Origin of the sequence: Noviherbaspirillum suwonense (assembly GCF_900182955.1) — a bacterium.
Taxonomy (GTDB): Bacteria; Pseudomonadota; Gammaproteobacteria; order Burkholderiales; family Burkholderiaceae_D; genus Noviherbaspirillum_A; species Noviherbaspirillum_A suwonense.
The window spans coordinates 149,531-170,923 of sequence record NZ_FXUL01000012.1 but is presented as its reverse complement, the minus strand read 5'-3'; the positions used below and the strand labels follow the sequence as shown (position 1 = coordinate 170,923).

Sequence of the window (21,393 nt, the reverse complement as noted above, 5' to 3'; positions counted from 1 at the left end):
TGATCCTTGTATCGATAATCGGGAATAACTTCTTCTCTTTCAGCAACTTCTGTTATTAACAGACGCCGCTTGCTGGCATGTCGTTAAAAAATATGTCGCTGCCAGGTCCAGACGACGAGGCGTTTATGCAGATCGTCAAGGACAAGAGACGGCAGCAATTCAGTCGGGTAAATCGCTGTTTTGGAATCCGCGGGTTGGCAGTGACAACAAGACGGCCTGTGCCACCTGCCACTTCAATGCAGGCGCGGATAACCGGACCAAACTCAAGTGAGTCCGGGTCTGCTGACCCGGTTTCCAAACCTGGCACCGGACAATCCCGACAAGACATTTCAGTTAGAAGGTACGCCAAATTATGTGGTTGGTTCTGCCAACTTCCCGCTGACTAGTTTTAACTCAGTAGATAGCAACGAGCCCGCCACTCGCTTTGATGTGAACGATGTCATTTCCTCTCAAGGCGTATTCAACGCTGTATTTCAGGATGTCAGCACGAATGGCAAAACGGCTGCCGATGGGTGCGTGAACCAGCCGGATCCAGACGGTTTCAACATTCATGGCATCAACACACGGCGCGTTGAGCCCAGAAATTCACCGACGGTGATCAATGCAGTTTTCAACTTCCGCATTTTTTGGGATGGACGTGGGAACAATGTATTTAACGGAGGTGACCCATTTGGTCTTCGGAATGCTGCCTCGCTGGTCTGAAAGTTTGAGGCTGGCCAGCTGCGTCCGGTTAGGGTTGCGCTGCCATCCTCTTCCTTGGCCTCACAAGCGTCCGGGCCGCCATCGTCCGGGACCGAAATGAGTTGCCGCAATCGTACTTTTGCCAAACTCGCTCATAAATCGCTCGGACATAAGATATTGGACGGACGAACCATCGCTGCAACAGGCAGTGTATTGGAACAATTCGCTCGTAGTGCCCCGACTTATCGTGCGTTGGTAAGCAGGGCTTTCCAGTCCGATCATTGGCAGGCGCCTAGTGTAGTTAAATTTACCACCCGGATTCCATGTCCTTCTAGGCGAGCATCAATACGTTCGGAATATCGGCTGCCTTCTCCCGCGGTCCACACTGATGGTCTGGGGTTGCAATTTGCAGGATCGTTTTCGATTCAAGAGGAAAAATGGCTTCTTTCTACCCGGAGGTTGCTCACGACCGCCGCATCAGTTCCATCTTGGGATTCATCTAATTTCCTTCCACATCGAACCGGCGCATCGTTTGCATGCAGCTTGGCTCGGCGGAGGCTTGCAGCTCGCTTTAGGCTGATCTGCTCCCCATTATTACAAGGCAATTACCGATTCCATGACGCAGGTAGGCGGCATTTCAATGAAGACCCATCCAGAACCGGTCGACTTGATCCTTGCAGCGACAACGCATGTGGAATATTTGACGCTGCAACCCATGCTTCGACTTCACAAATCTGCTTAAAAATTAAAAATTCGCGCATGCCCCGACAAGGATTGGCGTTGAATGGCTTAAAGCAGGCGCCCGGAGCCAGCCCATTATCGGATGAAAATCCTTATTACTGGAAGGTTTGTACGTAAAGCATCATTGTCCACTAGCTTTTGCTAGCGCGAAACAGATCATCAACCTAACCCCCTGCCATCATTTATGGTCACCAGAGTCGAAAAAAATCAGAGCAAGCAAGCATTGATGTTGGTCAGCGCAGAATCAGGAAAAAATCTTAGAGTGGTTAGGCTGCAGACGGGAAAATGTAACCATTCACCTTACCAACTAGGAGGTTGAAATGCGCAAAAAAAAATTATTAGCAAGTTTATCGGTATGTACGGCCTGTTTATTTGCCATGCATAATGCAACGGCAGACAGAGGCAACGAAGATCACAGCAATCAGCATGAAAATTCGCGCGAAAACCGAAGCGGACACAAGTTTAGCGTCACCGTGTCGTTCGGTGCGGGCTTAAATACCGCGCAGCCGGGTAATTCGGCGAATCATCATATCCTTCCGCCACTGATCAAGATTGCCCAAGGCGGCGTAGTCAATTTTGCGGTGGCTGGTTTTCATTAGATTATGGTCTACCAGCCGGGTATTCAGGCGGCAGATATTGCCCTTCCTGTAGATGCCAATGCGCTCTTTATTAACTTTACGCCGAACTTGTTCTATAGGGGAATCGCTCCTGCTGGTGGCCCGCCTCCCTCTAACCCACCTACCATTGAACCATCTAATGCCTCCAACCGGATAGAGTCAGTTTCTTTCCCGCAGAAGGGAAAATATTTGGTCATTTGCAATGTGCGTCCGCATTTTACGGACGGGATGTACGCTTACGTGCAGGTTGACTGATACGGTAGGGATCCAAGAATGCCGCAAAAAAAATAATCACTCGGCGCTGGCGGGAGGTTGCAATAAAGCCAATGACAATACAAGGCATCCAGCACAAGCGGCAATTATTTAAATACGCATCGGCTTAAAGACTTCATGCTCTTTTCACTTCTTCGGATTTATTTCAACAAGCAACTTGCTCATTTTTCTTTGCGATTCTTGAACGCCGGCAATTCGTGTCAGCTTCTATCAAGCAAAGCGCATGCGGCTCCATACGCAATGCGCTCATTCTACGTTCGAGACTCGTTCACCGGATTTACTACCACTCAGGTTTAGGATTGCCTTGTCCCTTCACCACGTGCACGTGGCAGTCACTTTGGCACATGTCCATCACTGTCTGGCAGATCAATAGCGGCACCCTGGCCGATTCATGCTGATGCGGCCGAACAAATGATGCTCGTCGAATTCCATTCGCTTAATCAAGTGTTGAATCGATCAATATCGATGCTTGATTTCACTTCGTCTGAACTTTTTCGAGAAATTTGATCCGTCGTGATGGCCTTGTACAGTATGGCCAGGCGACTAAAGATGGGTTATTTCAATTTGCCAGCTCCGCCTGCAGCGTACTGGATGGTCAACGATTTATATAGCGTTTTGGCCATCACGGAAAACGCCACATCTAGGTCAACCGTGTTGACTTCAATAACCTACATTTGAAAGCCATTGGCTTCCGATTCATTTTTCAGTTACCAGATCTGAAGCTTGATCACGCTAAACCCATCCACGACGCGTAAAAGCCCAACGCCCGTGGCCAACCGGTCAAGTCACGCGTCATTGTCTTTTACGCACATCAATGGCGCACACTGGAAGCAGACAGCGTCTCCCCACTAAACCGATCCCGGACGTGGACTGGGAGTAATGTCAATAGCGCATGGGGCAACAAAGGCACCAACATGAGGTCGTCGACGATGCCTAGCGCAAGAACGGCAATGTTCTACGGTACGGTGGCATACAGTCCTAGGGCGACGGCGGCCGGCAGCAGCCAGCCTGGGCGGATTGGATGCTCCAGTGCAAACCGTAGCAAACGCAGGTCGGCTTTACTCATCCGTCACATCACCGTTAAAAATCTCATCGAAATCCCAGTTATAAAGTAAGGCACAGGACGGATATGCAACCATTCATCGGCGATTGGTAGGCAAACAAGCACAATTAATTCGGTCCAAGCGCGCCGGGAACTTCGTGATCCGCATCCGTCGACCAGTCCTTTCCTTTTGCATTGCCGCAATACCGGAGACCAGCATGAACGGCGGTAATCGTGTTCTCGCCAGTTCTGCCTAATGCTGATGCACGGCATTTGGCGTTACAGGCAGTTACCGCTGAAACAGGTTGCCGGCTATTAACGTCGCAGGGAACCCATTACTGTAGAGACAAGACAAACACAGCGCATTCCTGGAGGATGAAATGAACCAAGCACCGAACCGCATTCACCCCTTAGTCGCAGGCGCCGCCGCCTCGGTCATGCTGGTAAGCCTTGTTGGCGTGGCTGCTATCACCGGCCTGTTTCCAAATTCACACAGCGTCGCGGCCGATGGCTCGCGTGCTTCCAGCCAACCGACAGTTGGCATTGCGGCAGGCCCGACGCCCACTCTCGTGGCGGCGCCAATTCAGCAAGCCGTATCGTCCCCTGCCCCGGCACAGCAGTACGCGCTGGTTCCTGTCCAGGCCCCACAGCAACAATCCGCCCCCGTGGTGGTCCGAGAAGTTGTCGAGCACAAGACCGTTGTTCACGACAGATATGTACAGCGCGCGGCTACCCGGCAGAACCAGCACCGGGCGCAGTACGCACAGTACGATCCCGCGCCACGTCATGCGCCTGCACCGGTCTACCAGCAGCCGAGTGCGAGCGCCGCTAACAGCCCGATCGGCATGGGCATTGGCGCGGTCGTCGGAGGCTTGGTAGGAAGTCAGATCGGCGGCGGCAATGGCAAGACCCTGGCAACCATCGCCGGCGCCGTCGGTGGCGGCTACCTGGGCAACGAGGTCGCGAAGCGGAATTTTTGAGCCGTGAAACATTCTTGCAAAAACCGGCAGAGCAGGTGTTAACCACATACTAGCGACGCGGAAACGACTGAAACTCGCTATTCATCGCGATAGAAAAAACCGTTAGACGGCGCCGTCGCATTGGGCATGGACTGACGATCGACCGTCATGCCAGCCTGCGACAGCGCCGCAGCTTTTAACGGCAAACCGCTTCACGCGCTTGCAGTTCCACTAACTATTCTTCCTCCTGGTCAGGCAGCTTGAGGCGGCCTGTATGGAAATCATATTCGTATACCTCTCCGTAACGCCCCCACTCCACCGCAATCTCCATTACCCGGCTCGCTTCTTCCTTCTCGAGAAACTCCTCCAGGAGTTCGATGAAGGGTGCCTCTGACACCGTTCCGGTCGGCTCTTCCTCAAGCTGCTGCCGAATGCGCGCCGCCAATGGCACGTGCGTTAAAAGCTGTTGGCCGAAGATATCGTGCCGTAGAGGTTGCTCGGCTTCCGCATAGCGCTGGCCCAGCGGTGTCAGCGCGATATCCCCTTTTTCGACCTGCGCAAATCCAAGCAGGCTCAGCGCTTCGTAGGTCGGGAAGAGCTCCTCGTCGGACAACTCCGTTTCTTCTGCCAGCTTGGGCAGGTCGGCCCGGCCATTGAACGGCTCGTCCGCCAGCAAAGCCAGCACCCCTTCAATATGGGTGACGTCCGCTTCCGGCAGGCGGTATCCGGGATGCGTTGCCGGCGTGGACGTGGCGACTGCGCCAGCTTGGGGCCGCATGGTCATCAGCCCATATACTTCGTCGATGAGCGCGCGTGCCTCCACAGAATCCGCCACGCGCGGGCGCACCAGGTCGACCTGAAATTCGGTGGAGATGCGCCCGGGCCCGCTCGACAGAATGATGATGCGGTCGGCCATCATCACGGCTTCCTCGATGTTATGCGAGACGATGAGAATGCCCTTGGTTGGAATGCGGCTGCTATCCCAGAGCGCGAGAATATCGTCACGCAGCGTCTCGCCGGTCAGCACGTCCAGCGCGGAGAATGCTTCGTCCATCAGCAGCACATCGGGGTTCGTGACCAATGCGCGGGCAATCCCCACACGCTGGCGCATGCCGCCGGAGAGTTCGCGCGGCAAGGCGCCGCCAAAGCCCGCCAGGCCCATCAGGTGCAGCATGGCATCGGCGCGCGCTTCCCGCTCCGCCGGCCGCACCCCTTGCGCCTCCAGCCCGAGCTCCACATTTTGCTGAACGGTCAGCCACGGAAAAAGCGCAAACGACTGAAACACCATGGCAATGCCCGATGCCGGTCCGTGGACACCGCGGCCGCGATAGGACACCGCCCCTGCATCTGCCGGAATCAGGCCCGCCATGATGCGCAGCAGCGTCGACTTGCCTGATCCCGATTTACCCAGCAGCGCGACGATTTCCCCTTCTGCCAGCGAAAAGTCGACGTCATCGAGAACCAGCCGGGGTGCGCCGTCCGCGCTGCGAAAGGACTTCGAAACGCCCTTCAATTCCATCAATTTATCCAGTGCCATGCGCCTACCTCAACGATTGCTATTTTCAGCGAGCAGATACAGCTTGCGCCAAAAAAACCGGTTTAATGCCATTACAAAGATGCACATCACGCCGATGCCGAGGGCAATGCGGTGAAAGTCGCCGACATCGGTCATCTGCTTGATATAACTTCCGAGGCCATCCGCGACCAGCGTCGTTTTGCCCCATGTGACATATTCGGCGACGATGCTGGCGTTCCACGAGCCGCCGCTGGCCGTGATCGCGCCGGTGACATAGGCCGGGAACACGGCGGGAAGATATACCCGCTTCCACTTCAACCAGCCTTTCAGGCCGAGATTGTCCGCAGCCAGGCGCAGTTCGTTCGGGATCGTCGAGGCGCCGGCCACGACGTTGAAGAGGATGTACCACTGGGTGCCGAAGACCATCAGCGGGCTGAGCCAGAAATTCGCGTTGAGCTTGTAAGTGACCAGCAAATACACGACCAGCGGAAACATCAGGTTGACCGGGAACGCAGCCACGAACTGCGCAATCGCCTGGACACGCTGGGAATACTGGGGCCGTAAGCCTATCCACACGGCAATGGGCACCCAGATTGCAGAAGCCAGCGCGATGAGGATCAGCACGCGCGCGAGCGTAATGAAACCGAGGACCACGACGTGGGCAGCCTCGCCCCATCCCACATCGCTATGCACGAACACGACCAGGCGATAGGCAGCAAGCGATGCGGCAAGCAGGATGAACACGTCCCAACCGCGTTCCCAGGAACGGCGACGCGTCTTTACGTGACGACCCGCACCGGTGCTGTCCCGCCTGACGCTGAACCATCCGAGCGTCCCGCGCATGGCCACCCAGAACCGATCGGTCAGGGCCCGGATCATGCGGCTGCGGCGACCCCAGTCCAGCAGCCACGAACGCTGGGCTGTGTCGCCCTGCGATTCCTCGAATCGGAACTTGTCCGCCCACGCCAGCAATGGACGAAAGAACAGTTGGTCATAGAGGAGGATGCCCGCCAGCATTGCGCCGATCGCCCAGGCAATCGCCCGTCCATTTTCCGCTTCGATGGCCACTGCGATATACGCGCCGATGCCTGGCAGCTTGATATCCTGCCCGGCAACCGACACTGCCTCTGCGGCGACCAGGAAGAACCAGCCGCCGGACATCGACATCATCATGTTCCAAAGAAGCCCTGGCATCGCATAGGGCAGTTCCAGGCGCCAAAAGCGCTGCCAGCTCGATAGCTGAAATACGCGCGATGCTTCGTGCAGTTCCGGCGGCACGGTGCGCATCGACTGGTAAAGGCTGAATGCCATATTCCACGCCTGCGATGTGAAAATGGCGAAGATCGCTGCGCATTCCACGCCGAGCAGGTTACCGGGAAACAATGCGATAAATGGGGCAATTGCAATGGCCTGAAATCCAAGGATGGGGACCGACTGCAACACGTCGAGTAGCGGAACCATGATCTTTTCTGCCGGCTTGTACTTGGCTGCGACCGCCGCAAACACGAAGCTGAATGCCAGTGCGCATGCGAGCGCGGTAAACATTCGCAGAATGGTGCGCAGCAGGTAATACGGCAGATATGACGGGTCCAGCGAAATCGGCGTGGGCTGGCCCACGGTGAATGGCCGCGTCATTTGCATGGCGCCGAAGGCCAGGGCCGCCAATACGGCAAGCACCAAGGGCAACAGGATCCAGTCCCAGCGGTTAAGCGGCGTTTTCAGCAACGACCGGTCACCACGGCGCGGATTGAACAGCTCAAACATCTTGCCCTCGCGGTAGTACTGCCCATGCATTCGAAGGAGGCCCAGAGTGACTGAGCCATGGTCTGCGTTATACGCTGGATTAGCGGTACGCCGACAGTCCACGCTCCCCACATCCCCTCGCCACGCCAGCACGTTAACAGGCTTCGACGGTTGATTCCGATTGGCAATTGTATCGACCGCCGCTGGTAACCCCACCATACCCTTGACCTTCGTGCCAGCCGAAAAGGAACTTCCGGTTCGCCAACACTCCATCAAATGGCGGCAAGGGATTTGCTCCGGTCTTGCCTGTAAAAACAAAATGCGCTTCCACAGCAGGTTGGTCCTGGCTGCCGACCTCTTTCGCCGGGGTGAGGCATACACCCTATTTCCTCACATAAATCCGCCGAGGAAGAGGCGCGGTAGTTTTAACTTGCCTGCAAGGACGGCCGGCTGCTGGAACCTGATGCTGGTCAACGCGGTTGCGCACAAGGGCGGATCAAACAAAAAGCCGCGGAAGTCCGCGGCTTGGATCAAGCGAATGCCTGGTTACTTCTTGACAGCGTCGACCTTGGTTTCGTTAGCGTCTTTCTTGGCTTCAGCTACTTTCTTGTGCGCCTTGGCATGGGCTTTGGCTTCATGCTTCGCTGCCTTTGCATCTGCCTTGGTCACTTCGACTTTTTCATCGGCCTTGGCCTTCGTTATTTTTTCCTGAGCCTTTGCATCTGCCTTTTCCACTTTTGCTTCCGCGTTCACATCGGCTTTCGTCGCAGGCGCAGCAGTGTGCGCGGCAGCGAAGGCCGACAGGGAAAACAGGCCAGCAACCAGGGCGGCGATCAGTTTGTTCATGTGTGTTCCTTTGAAGGTTAAGCAGTTTTGCCTGCCCGCCTATAACGGGCGGAGGTCAATTTCTGTTGACCGCAAATCTGTGAAGATTTGTAACGCCCTGCTCCGATGACGGCAGCAACGTTGTGCCCGCCTTCGGCACGGTCGGCCGCCGGCCGATCCGCCGCGCAGGTTTCAGCTCCTCTACACGCCAGGCGTCGCGACATCCGGGACGCGGGGTGGATGATTCAACGACGATTCGTTCACCGCCGCACCGTGTTTTCCACCAGGCAGCGTGTGACGACCGGCGGGGTTTCGCCGATGTGGAACGCCAGCTTGCGTTCGCGCAGGGCGACGTCGGCTGCGGTGACCCGGTCGAAACGGCGCAGGTGCTCGGTCCAGGACTGGTCGACGATCTGCTCGATATATCGCCCCGGGACGACGATATCGCGCAGCAGGTCCCACGACAGTGCGCCCTGCCGCAAGCGGCTGCGGCGGCTTTCCTGCATCAGCGCGCGGAATTCGGCCGCGCGCGCCGGCTGGATCAGGTACTCGATGGTCACCAGCACATGCCCGCTCGTCGGCGGATCGTCGGCGACGGGCACCTTGAATGCCTGGGATGGCGTCAGGTCTTCTTCCATCTCCCGGTCCACCACCAGGCGGTGCGCGCCGAGCATGGTGATGACGCCGGAAATGGCGGCGATCAGTAGGCTGGTCTTCACGGAAGTGACGGTCGCGACCTGGCCCCAGAAAGCCGCGCCCAGCGCACTCGCGCCCATGATGGCCATCTGGTACATCGACATCCCCCGCGCGCGGACCCAGTCCGGCAACGCCAGTTGCGCCGACACGCTCAGCGAATTCGCGGTGGTGATCCAGGCCATCCCGCCGAGAAACATCGCGCTGGCGGCCATATAAATGTTGGGCGCGAGCGCAACGGCCGCGGTCGCCAGTGCCTGCAGCACCGCGCCGGACAGGACCAGCCGGTCGCGCGCCATGAGTTGGCGCAGGCGGGGCAGGAACAGCGCCGCCACGATGGCGCCGCTGCCCATGGCCGCGAGCAGCACCGTATAGGTGCCGGCGTTTCCGCCCGCCATGCCGCGCGCAACGAGCGGCAGCAGGGCCAGCAGCGCCGTCGAATGGAGGAAGAACAGGGAGATGCGCACCAGCACCGCCTTCAACCGTGCGGACTGGAACACGAACTGCAGCCCGACCCGCATTGCGCTCACCAGGCGCTCCCGGCCCAGCGGGCTGGGCTTGTGCTCCCGCCGCCAGCGCATGATGACGAAGCCCGATGCGACGGACAGGACGGCATTGAGCACGAACACGTAGGCGCTGCCGAAGCTCGCGATCAGCGCGCCGGCAACGAGCGGACCGACGATGCGGGACGCATTCATTGCAATCCCGTTCAGCGCCAACGCCGCGGGCAACTGCGGCCGCGGCACCAGCTCCGGGACGATGGCGGCGAAGACGGGCCAGCGCATCGCCAGGCCGATCCCGTTGGCGAAGGTCAGCGCCAGCAGCAGCGGCGCGGTCATGCGGCCGGAGAGGATCGTCGCGCACAGGACCAGCGCCACGGCGGCTACCCAGAACTGGGTGACGATGAAGTAGCGCCGCCGATCCAGGATATCGGCCAGTGCGCCGCTCGGCAGGCCCAGCAGGAACACCGGCAACGTGGACGCCGTCTGCACCAGCGCGACCCAGATCGGCGACGCGGACAGCGACGTCATCATCCAGGCGGAAGCGACGTCGTTCATCCACATGCAGATGTTCGCGGTCAGCCACACGCACCACAGCATGCGGAACGTGGGAAGGCGCAGCGGCGCCAGCGCGGACTGCGACATCGGATGGGCCGGGGCGCTCTTGGCAGCGTCTTCGGTACGCGACATGGGCATGCTTGTTCCTCTGGTCCTGTTGACTCGCTAGAGTGTAACGAACATTGCCCATCGATCCATTACGCGGCAAGACACGGGTGCATCGCTTCCCGCCGATTTGATTCGCACTGCCCTGTCCCGGTGCCAAGCCAGCCAGCGGCTCAGTGCCCACAGCCACAGCGTGAACGTTAGCTCGCCATCGATGGCAGCGCAGCCGACCGCACCCGTTCGCGGATGCGGGAAGGCCTGGCCCCGGCGCCCTATTCCACCTTGATATTGCCGGTCTTCACGACCGTTTTCCACATCGCCAGTTCGCTATCGAGCATGGCCTGGAACTGGTCCGGGGCGGCGCTGTAGGCTTCCGCGCCTTCATTGACCAGCCGTCCCTTGAGCGGCTCCCTGGCCGAGGCTTCGTTGACCAGCGCATTGAGCCGGGCCACGATGGGCTTGGGCAGCCCGGCAGGTCCGACCACGCCCCACCAGGTGGTGATGTTGTAGTCCGGAATGCCGGCTTCGGCCACGGTCTGCACCTTCGGGAACAAGGGCGAGCGGGTCGTGCCGGTGGTGGCGATGATATCGACCGCGCCCGACTTCACGTACTGCAGCATGGTGGGAAAGGTCGCGAAGAAGGCATGGGTGCGGCCGGCCAGGAAATCGACGGTGGCGGGACCGCTGCCCTTGTACGGCACATGGGTCAGCTTCGCGCCGGTTTTCTGGATGAACAGTTCGCCGGCAAGATGGGTCACGCTGCCGGCGCCCGACGAACAGAAGTCCAGGCCCTCGGGCTTCTTCTTCGTCGCCTCGACGAACTCCGTGACGCTTTTCACGCCCAGGCCCTTGTAGGTGACGATCATCAGCGGGCCGCGCCCGATCATGGCAATCGGCGTGAAGTCCTTCCTGACATCATACGCGGCCTTGGTATCGGTGGCCGCATGCGTGACGAAGGTCGAGGTGACGAACAGCAGCGTATGGCCGTCGGGATCGGCCCGCGCCACCGTCTTGGCGGCAATAGCGCCGCCGCCGCCGCCGCGGTTGTCGACCACCACCGGCTGGCCCAGTTTTTCAGACAGGTACTTGGCCAGTTCGCGGGCAATGCTGTCGGTGCCGCCGCCGGCCGAAAACGGCACGACCAGCGTGATCGGGCGTTTCGGATAGTCCTGCGCCTGCACGGCCAGCGGCAATGCGGCAAGCGCAATCGCCAGCCGGATGGCCGTGCGTCGCCGCTGGCGCTGTTGGTCGGATGTCATGGTTGTCTCCTCGTTGTTTGTTATGAATACGCGATGCGCACCGGCCCGCGCGGCCCGCCGGGTCAGTCCGACCCGAGCTGCAGCTTGCTGGCCTGCCGTTTCTCGATGGCGGCCTTGAGCAGCGCGGCGCTGCGGTAAATGCCGTGGGCGAACTTGCCATACGGGAGGGTCGCAAACAGCGCCATGACGACGCCGAGGTGCACCGCCAGCAGCAGGCCCATCGCGCCGCTGTCGCGCCAGGCCAGCAGCGCCAGGCCGGTGGCGCTGGTCAGCAGCAGCAGGGCGATGAATCCGCGGTCCATCGGCCGCTGCCGGAGGTCGCCCTGCGCCGGATGCCGGCGCAGGTTCAGCCACAGCAGCCCGGCCGGCCCGACCAGCAGGCCGATGCCGCCTGCCGTGCCCAGCAGCACCGGCAGGCTGGTCAGCGCATAGGGCGCCGGCAGTCCGAGCAGGTAGTGGTACAGCGTGGCGACCGAGGTCGACGCGAAGCACAGCATGAAGCCGTAGAACGTGGCGTGATGGAAGCGGCGGCGCACCAGGGTGAACCGGTCGTCTTCCTCGTTGCAGCCCTCCCCGTGCCCGCCGCCCAGGTAGGTGAGCGCCAGCGCATGGTGCGCGGCCTCGGCCACTGCCGCGCCGGATGCGCGGCCGGGCGACACGTCCCGCCAGAAGCGGGTCACCCCGATGCCCAGCGCCAGCACCGCGAAGCCGAAAACGGCGCCGAACAGCGCGGCCATCAGGTTATGCGGGAAGATCGCATAGAAATTGCCGGCCAGCGGCGCATGCAGCAGCGTGCCGTTGCGAGCCAGTCCCAGCACCAGGAACAGCGCCAGGCCGGCGGCCAGCGCCAGCGCCACGGTCAGCCCGTTGCGCCGGTACAGCGCGCCCATGGCGGGCGGCCATGCATATTCCGCGTAGGTCTGACCGCGCACCACGGCCATTGCCTGCGGCACGTTGACGGCAAACTCGTGCGGCGGCGCGTACTGGCACGCGTGGTAGCAGGCGCCGCAGTTGTGGCACAGGTTGGCAAGGTAATGCACATCGGCCTTGGCGAATTCCAGCCGCCGCGTCATGGCCGGGAAGACCGCGCAAAAACCTTCGCAGTAGCGGCAGGCATTGCAGATCTGCATCTGGCGCGCGACTTCGGCTTCCGGCGCGGTCAGCGCCTGCACTGGTCTCTCCGGCTGCGGGCCGCCGGCCGGGCGCAGCACGCGGTCGTCGGAAGGGGCGGCCTGGTCGCGCGCGTCGCGCACCAGCGCGTCAAGCTGTTGCATGGTGTTGTCCTCGTCCTTGTGTTGCTTGCGCTGCATGCAGGGCGGCTGTCGCCGCGCGGGCGCCGGCGATGCGGCCGAATGCGGTGCCGATCGACATACCCACGCCGGCGGTGTAGCCCTTGCCGAGCACGTTCCCGGCCATCATTTCACCGGCCACGAACAGGTTGTCGCTGGGCTGTCCGCCAAAATGCACCGCCGCATGCTCATCGACCCGCAGGCCCAGGTAGGTGAAGGTGATGCCCGGCCGCAGCGGATAGGCATAGTACGGCGGCGTGTCGATCGGTCGCGCCCAGTGGGTCTTGGCCGGCGCGATGCCCTCGGTATGGCAATCGTCCAGCGCGGTGTGGTCGAAGGTGCCGACCCGGCAGGCCGCGTTGTAGTCCGCCAGGGTGCGCAAAAAGGGTTCGCCCGGCAGCCCGAGCTTTTGCGCGAGTTCGTCCAGCGTCGCCGCCGTGGTGCCGGGAAAGACCGGCGGCATGAAGCGGCCGATGGCCTTGGCGTCGATGATGGAATAGCCGATCTGCCCAGGCTGCTCGGCGACGAGCCGGCCCCAGATCGCATAGCGCTTCGGCCAGAAGTCCTCGCCTTCATCATAAAAGCGCTCGCCCTGCCGGTTGACCACCACGCCCAGCGAGACGCAGTCGATCCGGGTGCAGATGCCGCCGTCGTACAGCGGCGCCCGGGCGTCGATAGCCACGCAGTGCGACTGCGACGGGTCGCCGATCACGTCGGCCCCGGCGTCGATCATGTATTTCAGCAGGACGCCCTGGTTGAAGCGGGTGCCACGGATCAGGAAATTGTCGGCGGGCCATTCGCCCGCGGCGTTCTGGCCCCATGCCTCGCGCATCCAGGCCAGGTTGGACTCGAAGCCGCCGGCGGCCAGCACGCAGGCGCGCGCCTCGAAGCGCCGCTCGCCGCTGCGGGCGGCGAAGAAGCGGCCATCATCCAGTTCGATGGCGTCGACTGGCGTGTCGTACTGCACGGCCACGCCCATCGCCTCGGCGCTGCGGTAGTAGGCGTTGACCAGCGCCTTGCCGCCGCCCATGAAGAAGGCGTTGGTGCGCGCCACATGCAGCGCGCCCGACAGCGGCGGCTGGAAGCGCACGCCATGCTTCTGCATCCATGGACGGCAAGTGGCGGACGCGCGGATGGTCAGGCGCGCCAGGTGCTCGTTGGTCAGGCCGCCGGTCACTTTCAGCAGGTCCTGCCAGTATTCTTCCTCGGGATAGGCGTCGACCAGCACGTCCTGCGGCGCGTCATGCATGCAGCGCAGGTTGCGCGTGTGCTGCGAATTGCCGCCGCGCCATTCACGCGGCGCCGATTCCAGCAGCATCACCGATGCGCCGGCCTCGCGCGCCATCAGCGCCGCGCACAATGCGGCATTGCCTCCCCCGATTACCAGCACGTCCACCATACTTGTTCTCCCGACAGTAGGCGGACTGTATGCCGTGCTGCCGGATGGCGCCAGCGCCTTGCCGGCAACAGGCGTTCACGGTTCGTGAAGAGTCGCGCCCGGCCAGCGCCCCGCTTCGACGAGTTCCCGCGCGACGCGGTCCAGCACCACCCGGGCCGCGAGCCCTGCCGGCGACAATTCGTCGTCGGACAGGCTCACCAGCAGGTTGGGCCGGCGGGCCGCGCTGTCGACGACCTCGAGCACCGCCAGCGGTTCGTCGGTCCGGCGCGCCAGCGCGGCGCCCGGCTGGATGGTCGCGCCGTAGCCGGCATGGACCGCGTCCATCAGCATGGCCAGTCCGTCGATTTCCGCGACCACGTTCAGCGCGGAGCGGCCGCGGCTGGCCGCGGCATTGAGCAGCGCGCGCAAGCCGTGCTGGTTGCTGGGCAGGATGAGCGGCACGTCCGCCAGTTCATCGACCTCGATCGTGTCCCGCTCGGGCAGGCCGAACAGGCCGCGCCGGGCGATCAGGAACAGGCGCTCGTCGAGCAGCGGCAGCACGCTCCAGCGCTGGCCGCGGTCGGACTGGAACAGCACCGCCAGGTCGAGCTGGCGCGCGCGCAGCATCGCGGCCAGATTGCCCGACAGGCTTTCGACCAGGTGCAGGCGCACGTCCGGATAGTGTTCCCGCATGGCCGCCATGAACGGCAGGCCCAGCACCGCGCTGGTGCTGGGCGCGAGGCCAACGCTGACATGGCCGGACAGGCGTGCGAGCTGGGCGGCGCGCACCGCGTCGTCGGCATGCCGCAGCGCCAGCTGGGCCTGGCGCCAGAATGCCAGGCCGGCGTCGGTCGGCAGCACGCCGCTGGACGTGCGCTGCAGCAGCCGGGTCGACAGCTCGCTTTCCAGACGGCTGATCTGCTGGCTCAGCGCGGAGGTGACCACGCCCAGGTCTTGCGCGGCGCGGCCCATGCTGCCGAGTTCGACGATCCGCACGAAGTAACGTAACTGGCGCAATTCCATGATGCGCCTCAGCAGCCCTGCCGCTGCGGGCGGCGCTTAGCCGGCATGCCGGACGTCCGGGCTGCACAGGTGTGCGAGCAGGCTGCCGGCATGGCTGTCGCCGCTGTGCTGCGCGCGCATGCAGGCGTAGAACTGGCGCTGCGCCCAGTCGTCGTCGATGCGGACGAGCGACAGGCCGAGCGGGCCCAGGTAACGGCGGGCGACGTCCTCGGGCACCATGGCGATGCCGACGCCCTCCTTCACCATGTGGCAGCGCGCCTCGAAATTCGACACCGACAGCACCACGGTCGGCGGCCGCGACAGCGACGCGCCGGCCAGCTCCAGGAACAGGTCGAGGCTATGGCGCGGGAAGTTGCCGACCAGCGGATAGTCGAGCGCCTCTTCGAAGAACACCGCGCCGCGTGCCTGCAGAGGGTGGCCGTTCGGCACCACCAGGCCGATGCGGTCCTGCCGGTAGGGCGTCGACAGCACGCCGGCCGCCGGATACGGCGCATGGTAGATGCCGACATCGGCATGGCCGTCATGGACCATCGCCGGGATGTCGACGCTATGGCCTTCGGTCAGTTCGATCGAGGTGTTGGCGCGGCCGGCCAGGAAGCCGGCGATCTCGGCCGGCAGGCTTTGCAGGATGGATGTCTGGTTGGCCAGCAGCCGGATCTTGCGCACGCCGGTGCTGTCGAATTCCGCAAGCGCCTCGTCGGCGGCGCGCAGGCTGCGCAGGATGGATTTCGCATACAAGTAGAGCAGGTCGCCGGCGGCGGTCGGCTCGATGCCGCGGCCGTGGCGCTTCAACAGCGTGCGGCCGACCTGGCGCTCCAGTTCATCCATGCGCTTGCTGACCGCGGACACGACCAGGTGCATGTCCCGTCCGGCCTGGGTCAGGCTTTTTTTCTCGATCACGGACACAAAGAGGTCCAGCAGGTGGGTGTCGAGCGTTTTTGTCATGCTGCGTATGCCGTGAAACAGGGTGAGGCCTTCCGGTGCCAATGCCGGCCAGTGTAAGGCATGCGACATGGCCGCGTCACTTGTCGAGCCTTGAGCCGCGCGGAATGCATATGGCGTCGGCAATGCTGCCTTTCCAATCCGTCAACTCGGCCCGGCCGGGAATGGCTAGAATGCGTCAGCCATTCCGGCATCGATCCACCAACCGCTTCCGCAAACGATGCTCACGACTCCAGCCCGGCCGGCGCCGGTCATCCTGCTGTCGGACCAGGCCGCCGCCCATCTGGGCCCGGGCATGGCCCGGCTGTTCCAGGACCAGCCCTATACGATCGTCCGGCCTTCCGACCTGCCGGCGACCGGCAGCCACGACATCGATATTGCGTTCATCAGCCGCGACGTCACCGGCACGTCCAGCAAAACCGTGCTGACCGATGCGCTGCTGCGCTTCTACGACATCCTGCGGCATGCGCCGCGCCTGGCATGGGTGCATGGTCATTCGGCCGGCGCGGACCGGCCGATCTACCCGGAGCTGCGCGCCCGGGGCGTCATTGTCACCACCTCGTCCGGCGCCAATGCGGAAGCGGTGGCGCAGATGATCCTGGCCGCGCTGCTGGCGCTCGGCCGACGGCTGCCCGACCTGATGGCGGCGCAGCGGCGGCATGCGTGGGAGCCGCTGCTCGGGGCACGCGCGCCGCGCGACCTGGCCGGACAGACAGCGCTGATCGTCGGGCTGGGGCCGATCGGCCAGGAGGCCGCGCGGCTGCTGAAGATGCTGCGCCTGCAGGTCATCGGCGTGCGGCGCAGCGACGCGGCGACGCCGCACTGCGACCGCGTGCTGCCCTTCGACCGCCTGAACGAGGCATTGCCGCTGGCCGACTGGGTCATCCTCGCCTGCCCGTTGACCGGTCAGACCCGGGGACTGCTGGACGCGGCGCGCCTGGCCCTGCTTCCGGCAGGCGCCCGCGTCATCAACGTCGCCCGCGGCGAGGTCGCCGTCGAGCGCGACCTGGTCGCGGCGCTGGCCTCCGGCGCGCTGGGCGGGGCCTTCCTCGATGTCTTCGAGACCGAGCCGCTGTCGCCGCTGTCGCCGCTCTGGGACCTGCCGAACGTGATCGTCTCGCCGCACACCGCCGGCCATACCAGCGGCCACTATGCCGCGGTCGCCGAGCTGTTCCTGGACAACCTGGCGCGCTGGCGCAGCGGCCAGGCGATGCGCAACCCGATGCCCTGAAGGCATCGATGAATTATGAATGGATGAAGGAGACGACGATGGTAAAAGATGGCGTACTGCAGATTGCCAGCATGAAGGACCGCTGCTCCGAGGCGGAATGGGAAGCCCGGGTCAACCTGGCGGCCTGTTACCGGCTGGTCGAGATGTATGGCATGTCCGACATGATGGCCAACCATATCTCGGCGGCGATCCCCGGCGAGGAAGGCACCTACCTGATCAACCCATACGGCATGATGTACGAGGAAATCACGGCGTCCTGCCTGCTCAAGATGGACCACGATGGCAGGATCGTTACCGCGCCCGACTTCGGCGCGCTGAACTACACGGTCAACAAGGCCGGCGCGGTGATCCATACCGCCGTGCATGCGGCCCGCAGCGATGTCGGCTGCGTGATCCACACCCACAGCTGGGCGTCGATGGCCGTGTCCTCGCTCGCCTGCGGCCTGCTGCCGCTGACCCAGACCGCGATGCGCTTCCTGAAGATCGGCTATCACGACTACCAGGGCGTGGTGCTCAACGAGGCCGAGCAGGCATCGCTGATTGCCGACCTTGGCAGCGGCGAAGCGCTGGTCCTGCGCAACCATGGCGTGCTGACCGTGGGCCGCACGGTGGGCGAAGCCTTCAACTGGATGCACCGGCTGGAACTTGCCTGCCGCTCGCAGCTGGCGGCAATGGCGGCCAACAGTCCGTTCGCGCCGGTGCCGCAGCAGGTGCTGGAAGAGACCTGGAACAATTACCAGCCCGGCACGCGCCGGCCCTACGGCCTGATGGAGTGGCCGGCGCTGCTGCGCAAGCTCGATCGGCTGGATCCCAGCTACAAGACCTGATCCGCGCCCCTGGCCGCCGCGCCGGCGCATGCCGGGCTGCGCCGCGGACGGCAGTCGCTGGCCGTGGCTGCCGTATACTTTGCGCACAGGAGACGTCATGGCCAAAATAATTCCACCGCTGAATCCACTGCGGGTGTTCGAAGCGGTTGCCCGGCTGGGCAGCTTTACCAAGGGGGCGGACGAGTTGCATGTGAGCCAGTCCGCAGTGAGCCGGCAGATTTCGCTGCTGGAGGATTACCTGCAGGTCAGGCTGTTCCACCGGGAACAGCGCGGCATCAGCCTGACCGAGGCGGGCCGCGCCTACCAGCAGGAGATCGGCCCGGCGTTCGCGCGCATCGTGGCCGCGACCCAGAACCTGCTGACCCAGAGCCGCGGCGGTCCGCTCCGGGTGCGCGCCTACACGACCTTTGCCGCGAAATGGCTGATGCGCCGGCTGCCGGCGTTCCAGCAGGCGTACCCGGAAATCGATGTGCAGCTCAGCACCGATGTCACGCCGGCCGATTTTTCCAGCGACGCGCTCGACCTCGCGATCCAGTTCGGCGACGGCGGCTGGCCGGGCGTGCATTGCGACCCCCTGTTCGACGACTGCATCACGCCGGTCTGCAGCCCGGCGCTGCTGGACCGGCCGGGGATGCCGCTGCGTTGCGTCGACGACCTGAAGCACCACCGGCTGCTGCACTCGCGCTATCGCAAGGAGGACTGGCCGTACTGGCTGGCCGCGGTCGGCCAGCCTGCGCTTGCCGCGCACCCCGACAACATGGTGTTCTCGAGTTCCATCCTGACCTACCAGGCCGCCGTCGACGGCCTGGGCGTGGCCATCGGCCAGGTGCGCCTGCTCGACCATGAACTCGACAGCGGCACGCTGGTCTGCCCGCTGCCCAGGGTGGTGCGCAAGGGCCTGGCGTATTACCTGCTGCGCCCGCAGCGCGACGCCATGCCGCGCAAGGTCGCCGTGTTTCGCGACTGGCTGCTGGACCAGACCCGCCATACCCGGGCCTGATGCCTGCCCGGGCGCCGCGTCAGGCCAGGCGCACCAGCGCGTCGACCGCGGTGACGCCCTGCCCGGCCGGCAGCACGATCAGCGGATTGATCTCCGCCTCGGCCACCCGCACATCCTCCAGCAGCGCCAGGCCAGACAGCGCGACGATGGCCGCGGCCAGCGCGTCGAGGTCGCCCGGCGGCTTGCCGCGATAGCCGGCCACCGCCTGCAGCGCCCGGACCTCGCCGATCATGTCATGCGCGGTGTCGAGGTCGACCGGCGCCATGCGCAGGCTGCGGTCGCGGTAGATTTCCGTCAGCACGCCGCCGGCGGCCAGCATGACCAGCGGCCCGGCCTGGGCGTCGACGCGGTAGCCGATCAGCACTTCGCCCAGGCCCCTGACCATGGACTGCGCCAGCACCCGGTCCACCGTGGTGCCGGCCCGGCGTTCGGCAACGTCGTGCGCAATCGTTTGCACCGCGCGGGCCAGCGCACCGGCGTCCGCCACACCCAGCACCACGCCGCCGACATCGGTCTTGTGCGCAATCTCGGCATGCAGCACCTTGACGGCCAGCGGGTAAGCGAGCGGCACCGGCGGCAGCGCCTGGCCGACCTCGATCGCCATGACCGGCGCATGCGGCACGCCGATGCGCTCCAGCAGCGCATACGCCTGCAGCTCGTCGAGCAGGCGGCCGCCGGCCGGCGCCGCTTCGCCGTGTGCCGGCTGCGCCGGGATCGCCCTCGGCGCGCGGCGGCCGAAGGCGGCGGCGATCGCGTCGGCGCAGGCTTCGGGCGTGCGGAAGTTCGGCACCCCGGCCGCGGTGAGCAGGGCCAGCGCCTGCGGCGCTTCCGGCACCAGGAAAGCGACCAGCGGCCTGGGGCCATCCTTGCTGTCGATGATGGGACGCACTGCCAGGTCCGGATGATAGCGGGCCGACGAGCCCGCCACCGCCACGATCAGGTCGAACTCGGGGGCCGACGACATCACGTCGATCGCGGCTTTCATCACGTCATAGCGGGTGCCGGCCAGCGTCAGGTCGACGATGGCGCCATGGCCCACGTTGACGCCGGCATCGGCCAGGCGGCGGAAGGTGTCGTCCGACGGCCGGACCACGTTGACGCCGCGCATGCCGAGCTGGTCGACCACCATCGCGGCGCCGCCGCCAGTGGTGGTGAGCACGCCGACCCGCGCCGGTCCGCGCGCGGCGACCGGCATGCGCGAAAGGAGCGGCAGACATTCGATGAAGCCTTCCAGCGTTTCCACCCGGGCGATGCCGCAATCCTTCAGGAAGGCGTCGGCCACGTCATCCTCGCCGGCCAGCGCGCCGGTATGCGACACCGCCAGCTCCGCCGCGGCGGCGGAACGCCCCAGCTTGAATGCGGCCACCGGCTTGCCGCGTGCGGCGGCGGCCAGTGCGAACGAGCGCAGTTGGGCGCTCTGGCGCAGGGTCTCGAGAAACAGCAGGTAGCCCGTGATCGCGGGATCGTCCAGCGTCGCCATGCAGATTTCGCCGATGCCGAGATCGGCCTCGTTGCCGACCGAGACCAAGCCGGCGAAGCCGATGCCGCGCTCCTTGCCGCGCGAAACCAGCGCACCGATCATGCTGCCGCTGTGCGAGGCGACAAAGATGCCGCCGGGCGGCAGCTCGGGCTCGGCGAAGGCGGCATTGGCGGTGATCATCGAGCGCAGGTGGACATTGACCACGCCCAGGCTGTTGGGTCCGACCACCCGGATGCCGGTGCGCTTGCAGATCTCGCGCAGCCGCGCCTCGCGCGCCATGCCGTCCGGACCGGCTTCCGAGAACCCGTTCGCCAGGATGCTTGCCACCCGCACCCCGGCACGGCCGCATTCCTCCACGGCGTCCAGCACCAGCTCGGTCGACGTGACGATATACGCATGGTCGGGCACCTCGGGCAGGGCCGCCACCGAGGGCCAGGCCCGTTCGCCCAGCACCGTGTCGCGGCGCGGGTTGACCGGGTACACGGCCCCGGCAAAGCCGGCGCGGCGCAGGAACAGCACTGGCCGGCCGGACGTCTTGGTCGGGTCGTCGGAAGCGCCAATGATGGCGATGCTGCGCGGTGTAAACAGAGCCTGTCCCAGGCTGGCGTGCGGGATATCGGGCATGACGTTGTCGGTCCTCCTGGTTGCGGTTGGTGCGGGGCTTGCCGGATTATTGCACCTGGCTTTCCGCGCTCCGATTCCGATTGCGAA

General features: G+C 63.7%; 17 protein-coding genes. 7 read left to right on the top strand and 10 right to left on the bottom strand.

Annotated features, from left to right (window positions below; all coding sequences use genetic code 11):
* The first annotated feature begins 49 nt into the window (after nucleotides 1–49).
* The 4 genes from QOL82_RS29275 (at nucleotide 50) to QOL82_RS16215 (ending at nucleotide 4,334) form a co-directional block, all read left to right on the top strand.
* Nucleotides 50–271 carry a cytochrome c peroxidase gene (locus QOL82_RS29275; RefSeq protein ID WP_430438498.1) on the top strand — a complete coding sequence of 74 codons (222 nt, stop codon included), beginning with the start codon at nucleotides 50–52 and terminating at the stop codon, nucleotides 269–271.
* A complete protein-coding gene (locus tag QOL82_RS16225; RefSeq protein ID WP_283443334.1) occupies nucleotides 268–702 on the top strand; it encodes a hypothetical protein in 435 nt (144 codons plus the stop codon). The genes QOL82_RS29275 and QOL82_RS16225 overlap by 4 nt, the downstream gene beginning before the upstream one ends.
* Nucleotides 703–1,742: 1,040 nt before the next feature.
* Entirely contained in the window at nucleotides 1,743–2,021 is a 279-nt protein-coding gene (locus QOL82_RS16220; RefSeq protein ID WP_283443333.1) for a hypothetical protein, read from the top strand.
* A gap of 1,713 nt (nucleotides 2,022–3,734) precedes the next feature.
* Nucleotides 3,735–4,334 carry a glycine zipper 2TM domain-containing protein gene (locus QOL82_RS16215; protein WP_283443332.1) on the top strand — a complete coding sequence of 200 codons (600 nt, stop codon included), beginning with the start codon at nucleotides 3,735–3,737 and terminating at the stop codon, nucleotides 4,332–4,334.
* 214 nt (nucleotides 4,335–4,548) lie between these two features.
* On the opposite strand, the gene QOL82_RS16210 is transcribed toward QOL82_RS16215, so the two are convergent.
* The 9 genes from QOL82_RS16210 to QOL82_RS16170 form a co-directional block, all read right to left on the bottom strand.
* Nucleotides 4,549–5,850 (bottom strand): ABC transporter ATP-binding protein, encoded by a 1,302-nt coding sequence (locus QOL82_RS16210; RefSeq protein WP_283443331.1) that lies wholly within the window; start codon nucleotides 5,848–5,850, stop codon nucleotides 4,549–4,551.
* A 9-nt stretch (nucleotides 5,851–5,859) separates the two neighbouring features.
* A complete protein-coding gene (locus QOL82_RS16205; RefSeq protein ID WP_283443330.1) occupies nucleotides 5,860–7,593 on the bottom strand; it encodes an ABC transporter permease in 1,734 nt (577 codons plus the stop codon).
* A 525-nt stretch (nucleotides 7,594–8,118) separates the two neighbouring features.
* Nucleotides 8,119–8,418 carry a hypothetical protein gene (locus QOL82_RS16200; protein WP_283443329.1) on the bottom strand — a complete coding sequence of 100 codons (300 nt, stop codon included), beginning with the start codon at nucleotides 8,416–8,418 and terminating at the stop codon, nucleotides 8,119–8,121.
* A gap of 239 nt (nucleotides 8,419–8,657) precedes the next feature.
* Entirely contained in the window at nucleotides 8,658–10,235 is a 1,578-nt protein-coding gene (locus QOL82_RS16195; protein WP_283443347.1) for an MFS transporter, read from the bottom strand.
* 290 nt (nucleotides 10,236–10,525) lie between these two features.
* Nucleotides 10,526–11,512, bottom strand: coding sequence for a tripartite tricarboxylate transporter substrate binding protein (locus tag QOL82_RS16190; protein ID WP_283443328.1), 987 nt, complete (start codon nucleotides 11,510–11,512; stop codon nucleotides 10,526–10,528).
* A 62-nt stretch (nucleotides 11,513–11,574) separates the two neighbouring features.
* Nucleotides 11,575–12,786: a tricarballylate utilization 4Fe-4S protein TcuB gene (gene tcuB, locus QOL82_RS16185; RefSeq protein WP_283443327.1), complete on the bottom strand. Its 1,212-nt coding sequence runs from the start codon at nucleotides 12,784–12,786 to the stop codon at nucleotides 11,575–11,577.
* Nucleotides 12,773–14,200 (bottom strand): FAD-dependent tricarballylate dehydrogenase TcuA, encoded by a 1,428-nt coding sequence (gene tcuA / locus QOL82_RS16180; RefSeq protein WP_283443326.1) that lies wholly within the window; start codon nucleotides 14,198–14,200, stop codon nucleotides 12,773–12,775. Before tcuA ends, tcuB begins: the two co-directional genes overlap by 14 nt.
* Nucleotides 14,201–14,275: 75 nt before the next feature.
* The gene (locus tag QOL82_RS16175; protein WP_283443325.1) at nucleotides 14,276–15,202 is read right to left on the bottom strand and encodes a LysR family transcriptional regulator; all 927 of its coding nucleotides are present in this window, start codon (nucleotides 15,200–15,202) and stop codon (nucleotides 14,276–14,278) included.
* Nucleotides 15,203–15,238: 36 nt separating this feature from the next.
* Nucleotides 15,239–16,147: a LysR family transcriptional regulator gene (locus QOL82_RS16170; RefSeq protein WP_283443324.1), complete on the bottom strand. Its 909-nt coding sequence runs from the start codon at nucleotides 16,145–16,147 to the stop codon at nucleotides 15,239–15,241.
* Between the two features lie 217 nt (nucleotides 16,148–16,364).
* Between QOL82_RS16170 and QOL82_RS16165 the strand changes: the two genes are divergently transcribed.
* The 3 genes from QOL82_RS16165 to gcvA all read left to right on the top strand — a co-directional run bounded on the left by QOL82_RS16165 (nucleotide 16,365) and on the right by gcvA (nucleotide 19,202).
* Nucleotides 16,365–17,375, top strand: a complete 1,011-nt coding sequence (locus QOL82_RS16165; RefSeq protein WP_283443323.1) for a D-2-hydroxyacid dehydrogenase — start codon at nucleotides 16,365–16,367, stop codon at nucleotides 17,373–17,375.
* A 38-nt stretch (nucleotides 17,376–17,413) separates the two neighbouring features.
* A complete protein-coding gene (locus QOL82_RS16160; RefSeq protein ID WP_283443322.1) occupies nucleotides 17,414–18,202 on the top strand; it encodes a class II aldolase/adducin family protein in 789 nt (262 codons plus the stop codon).
* Nucleotides 18,203–18,299: 97 nt separating this feature from the next.
* Nucleotides 18,300–19,202, top strand: a complete 903-nt coding sequence (gene gcvA, locus QOL82_RS16155; RefSeq protein ID WP_283443321.1) for a transcriptional regulator GcvA — start codon at nucleotides 18,300–18,302, stop codon at nucleotides 19,200–19,202.
* A 19-nt stretch (nucleotides 19,203–19,221) separates the two neighbouring features.
* Here gcvA and QOL82_RS16150 read toward each other — a convergent pair whose 3' ends face one another.
* Nucleotides 19,222–21,306 (bottom strand): acetate--CoA ligase family protein, encoded by a 2,085-nt coding sequence (locus tag QOL82_RS16150; protein WP_283443320.1) that lies wholly within the window; start codon nucleotides 21,304–21,306, stop codon nucleotides 19,222–19,224.
* Nucleotides 21,307–21,393 lie beyond the last annotated feature (87 nt).

What these genes read in the sequence shown, in the direction of transcription:
- QOL82_RS16220 (WP_283443333.1), top strand. Translation starts at nt 1,743, where the DNA reads ATGCGCAAAAAAAAATTATTAGCAAGTTTATCGGTATGTACGGCCTGT.
- QOL82_RS16215 (WP_283443332.1), top strand. Translation starts at nt 3,735, where the DNA reads ATGAACCAAGCACCGAACCGCATTCACCCCTTAGTCGCAGGCGCCGCC.
- QOL82_RS16210 (WP_283443331.1), bottom strand. Translation starts at nt 5,850, where the DNA reads ATGGCACTGGATAAATTGATGGAATTGAAGGGCGTTTCGAAGTCCTTT.
- QOL82_RS16205 (WP_283443330.1), bottom strand. Translation starts at nt 7,593, where the DNA reads ATGTTTGAGCTGTTCAATCCGCGCCGTGGTGACCGGTCGTTGCTGAAA.
- QOL82_RS16200 (WP_283443329.1), bottom strand. Translation starts at nt 8,418, where the DNA reads ATGAACAAACTGATCGCCGCCCTGGTTGCTGGCCTGTTTTCCCTGTCG.
- QOL82_RS16195 (WP_283443347.1), bottom strand. Translation starts at nt 10,235, where the DNA reads ATGTCGCAGTCCGCGCTGGCGCCGCTGCGCCTTCCCACGTTCCGCATG.
- QOL82_RS16190 (WP_283443328.1), bottom strand. Translation starts at nt 11,512, where the DNA reads ATGACATCCGACCAACAGCGCCAGCGGCGACGCACGGCCATCCGGCTG.
- tcuB (WP_283443327.1), bottom strand. Translation starts at nt 12,786, where the DNA reads ATGCAACAGCTTGACGCGCTGGTGCGCGACGCGCGCGACCAGGCCGCC.
- tcuA (WP_283443326.1), bottom strand. Translation starts at nt 14,200, where the DNA reads ATGGTGGACGTGCTGGTAATCGGGGGAGGCAATGCCGCATTGTGCGCG.
- QOL82_RS16175 (WP_283443325.1), bottom strand. Translation starts at nt 15,202, where the DNA reads ATGGAATTGCGCCAGTTACGTTACTTCGTGCGGATCGTCGAACTCGGC.
- QOL82_RS16170 (WP_283443324.1), bottom strand. Translation starts at nt 16,147, where the DNA reads ATGACAAAAACGCTCGACACCCACCTGCTGGACCTCTTTGTGTCCGTG.
- QOL82_RS16165 (WP_283443323.1), top strand. Translation starts at nt 16,365, where the DNA reads ATGCTCACGACTCCAGCCCGGCCGGCGCCGGTCATCCTGCTGTCGGAC.
- QOL82_RS16160 (WP_283443322.1), top strand. Translation starts at nt 17,414, where the DNA reads ATGGTAAAAGATGGCGTACTGCAGATTGCCAGCATGAAGGACCGCTGC.
- gcvA (WP_283443321.1), top strand. Translation starts at nt 18,300, where the DNA reads ATGGCCAAAATAATTCCACCGCTGAATCCACTGCGGGTGTTCGAAGCG.
- QOL82_RS16150 (WP_283443320.1), bottom strand. Translation starts at nt 21,306, where the DNA reads ATGCCCGATATCCCGCACGCCAGCCTGGGACAGGCTCTGTTTACACCG.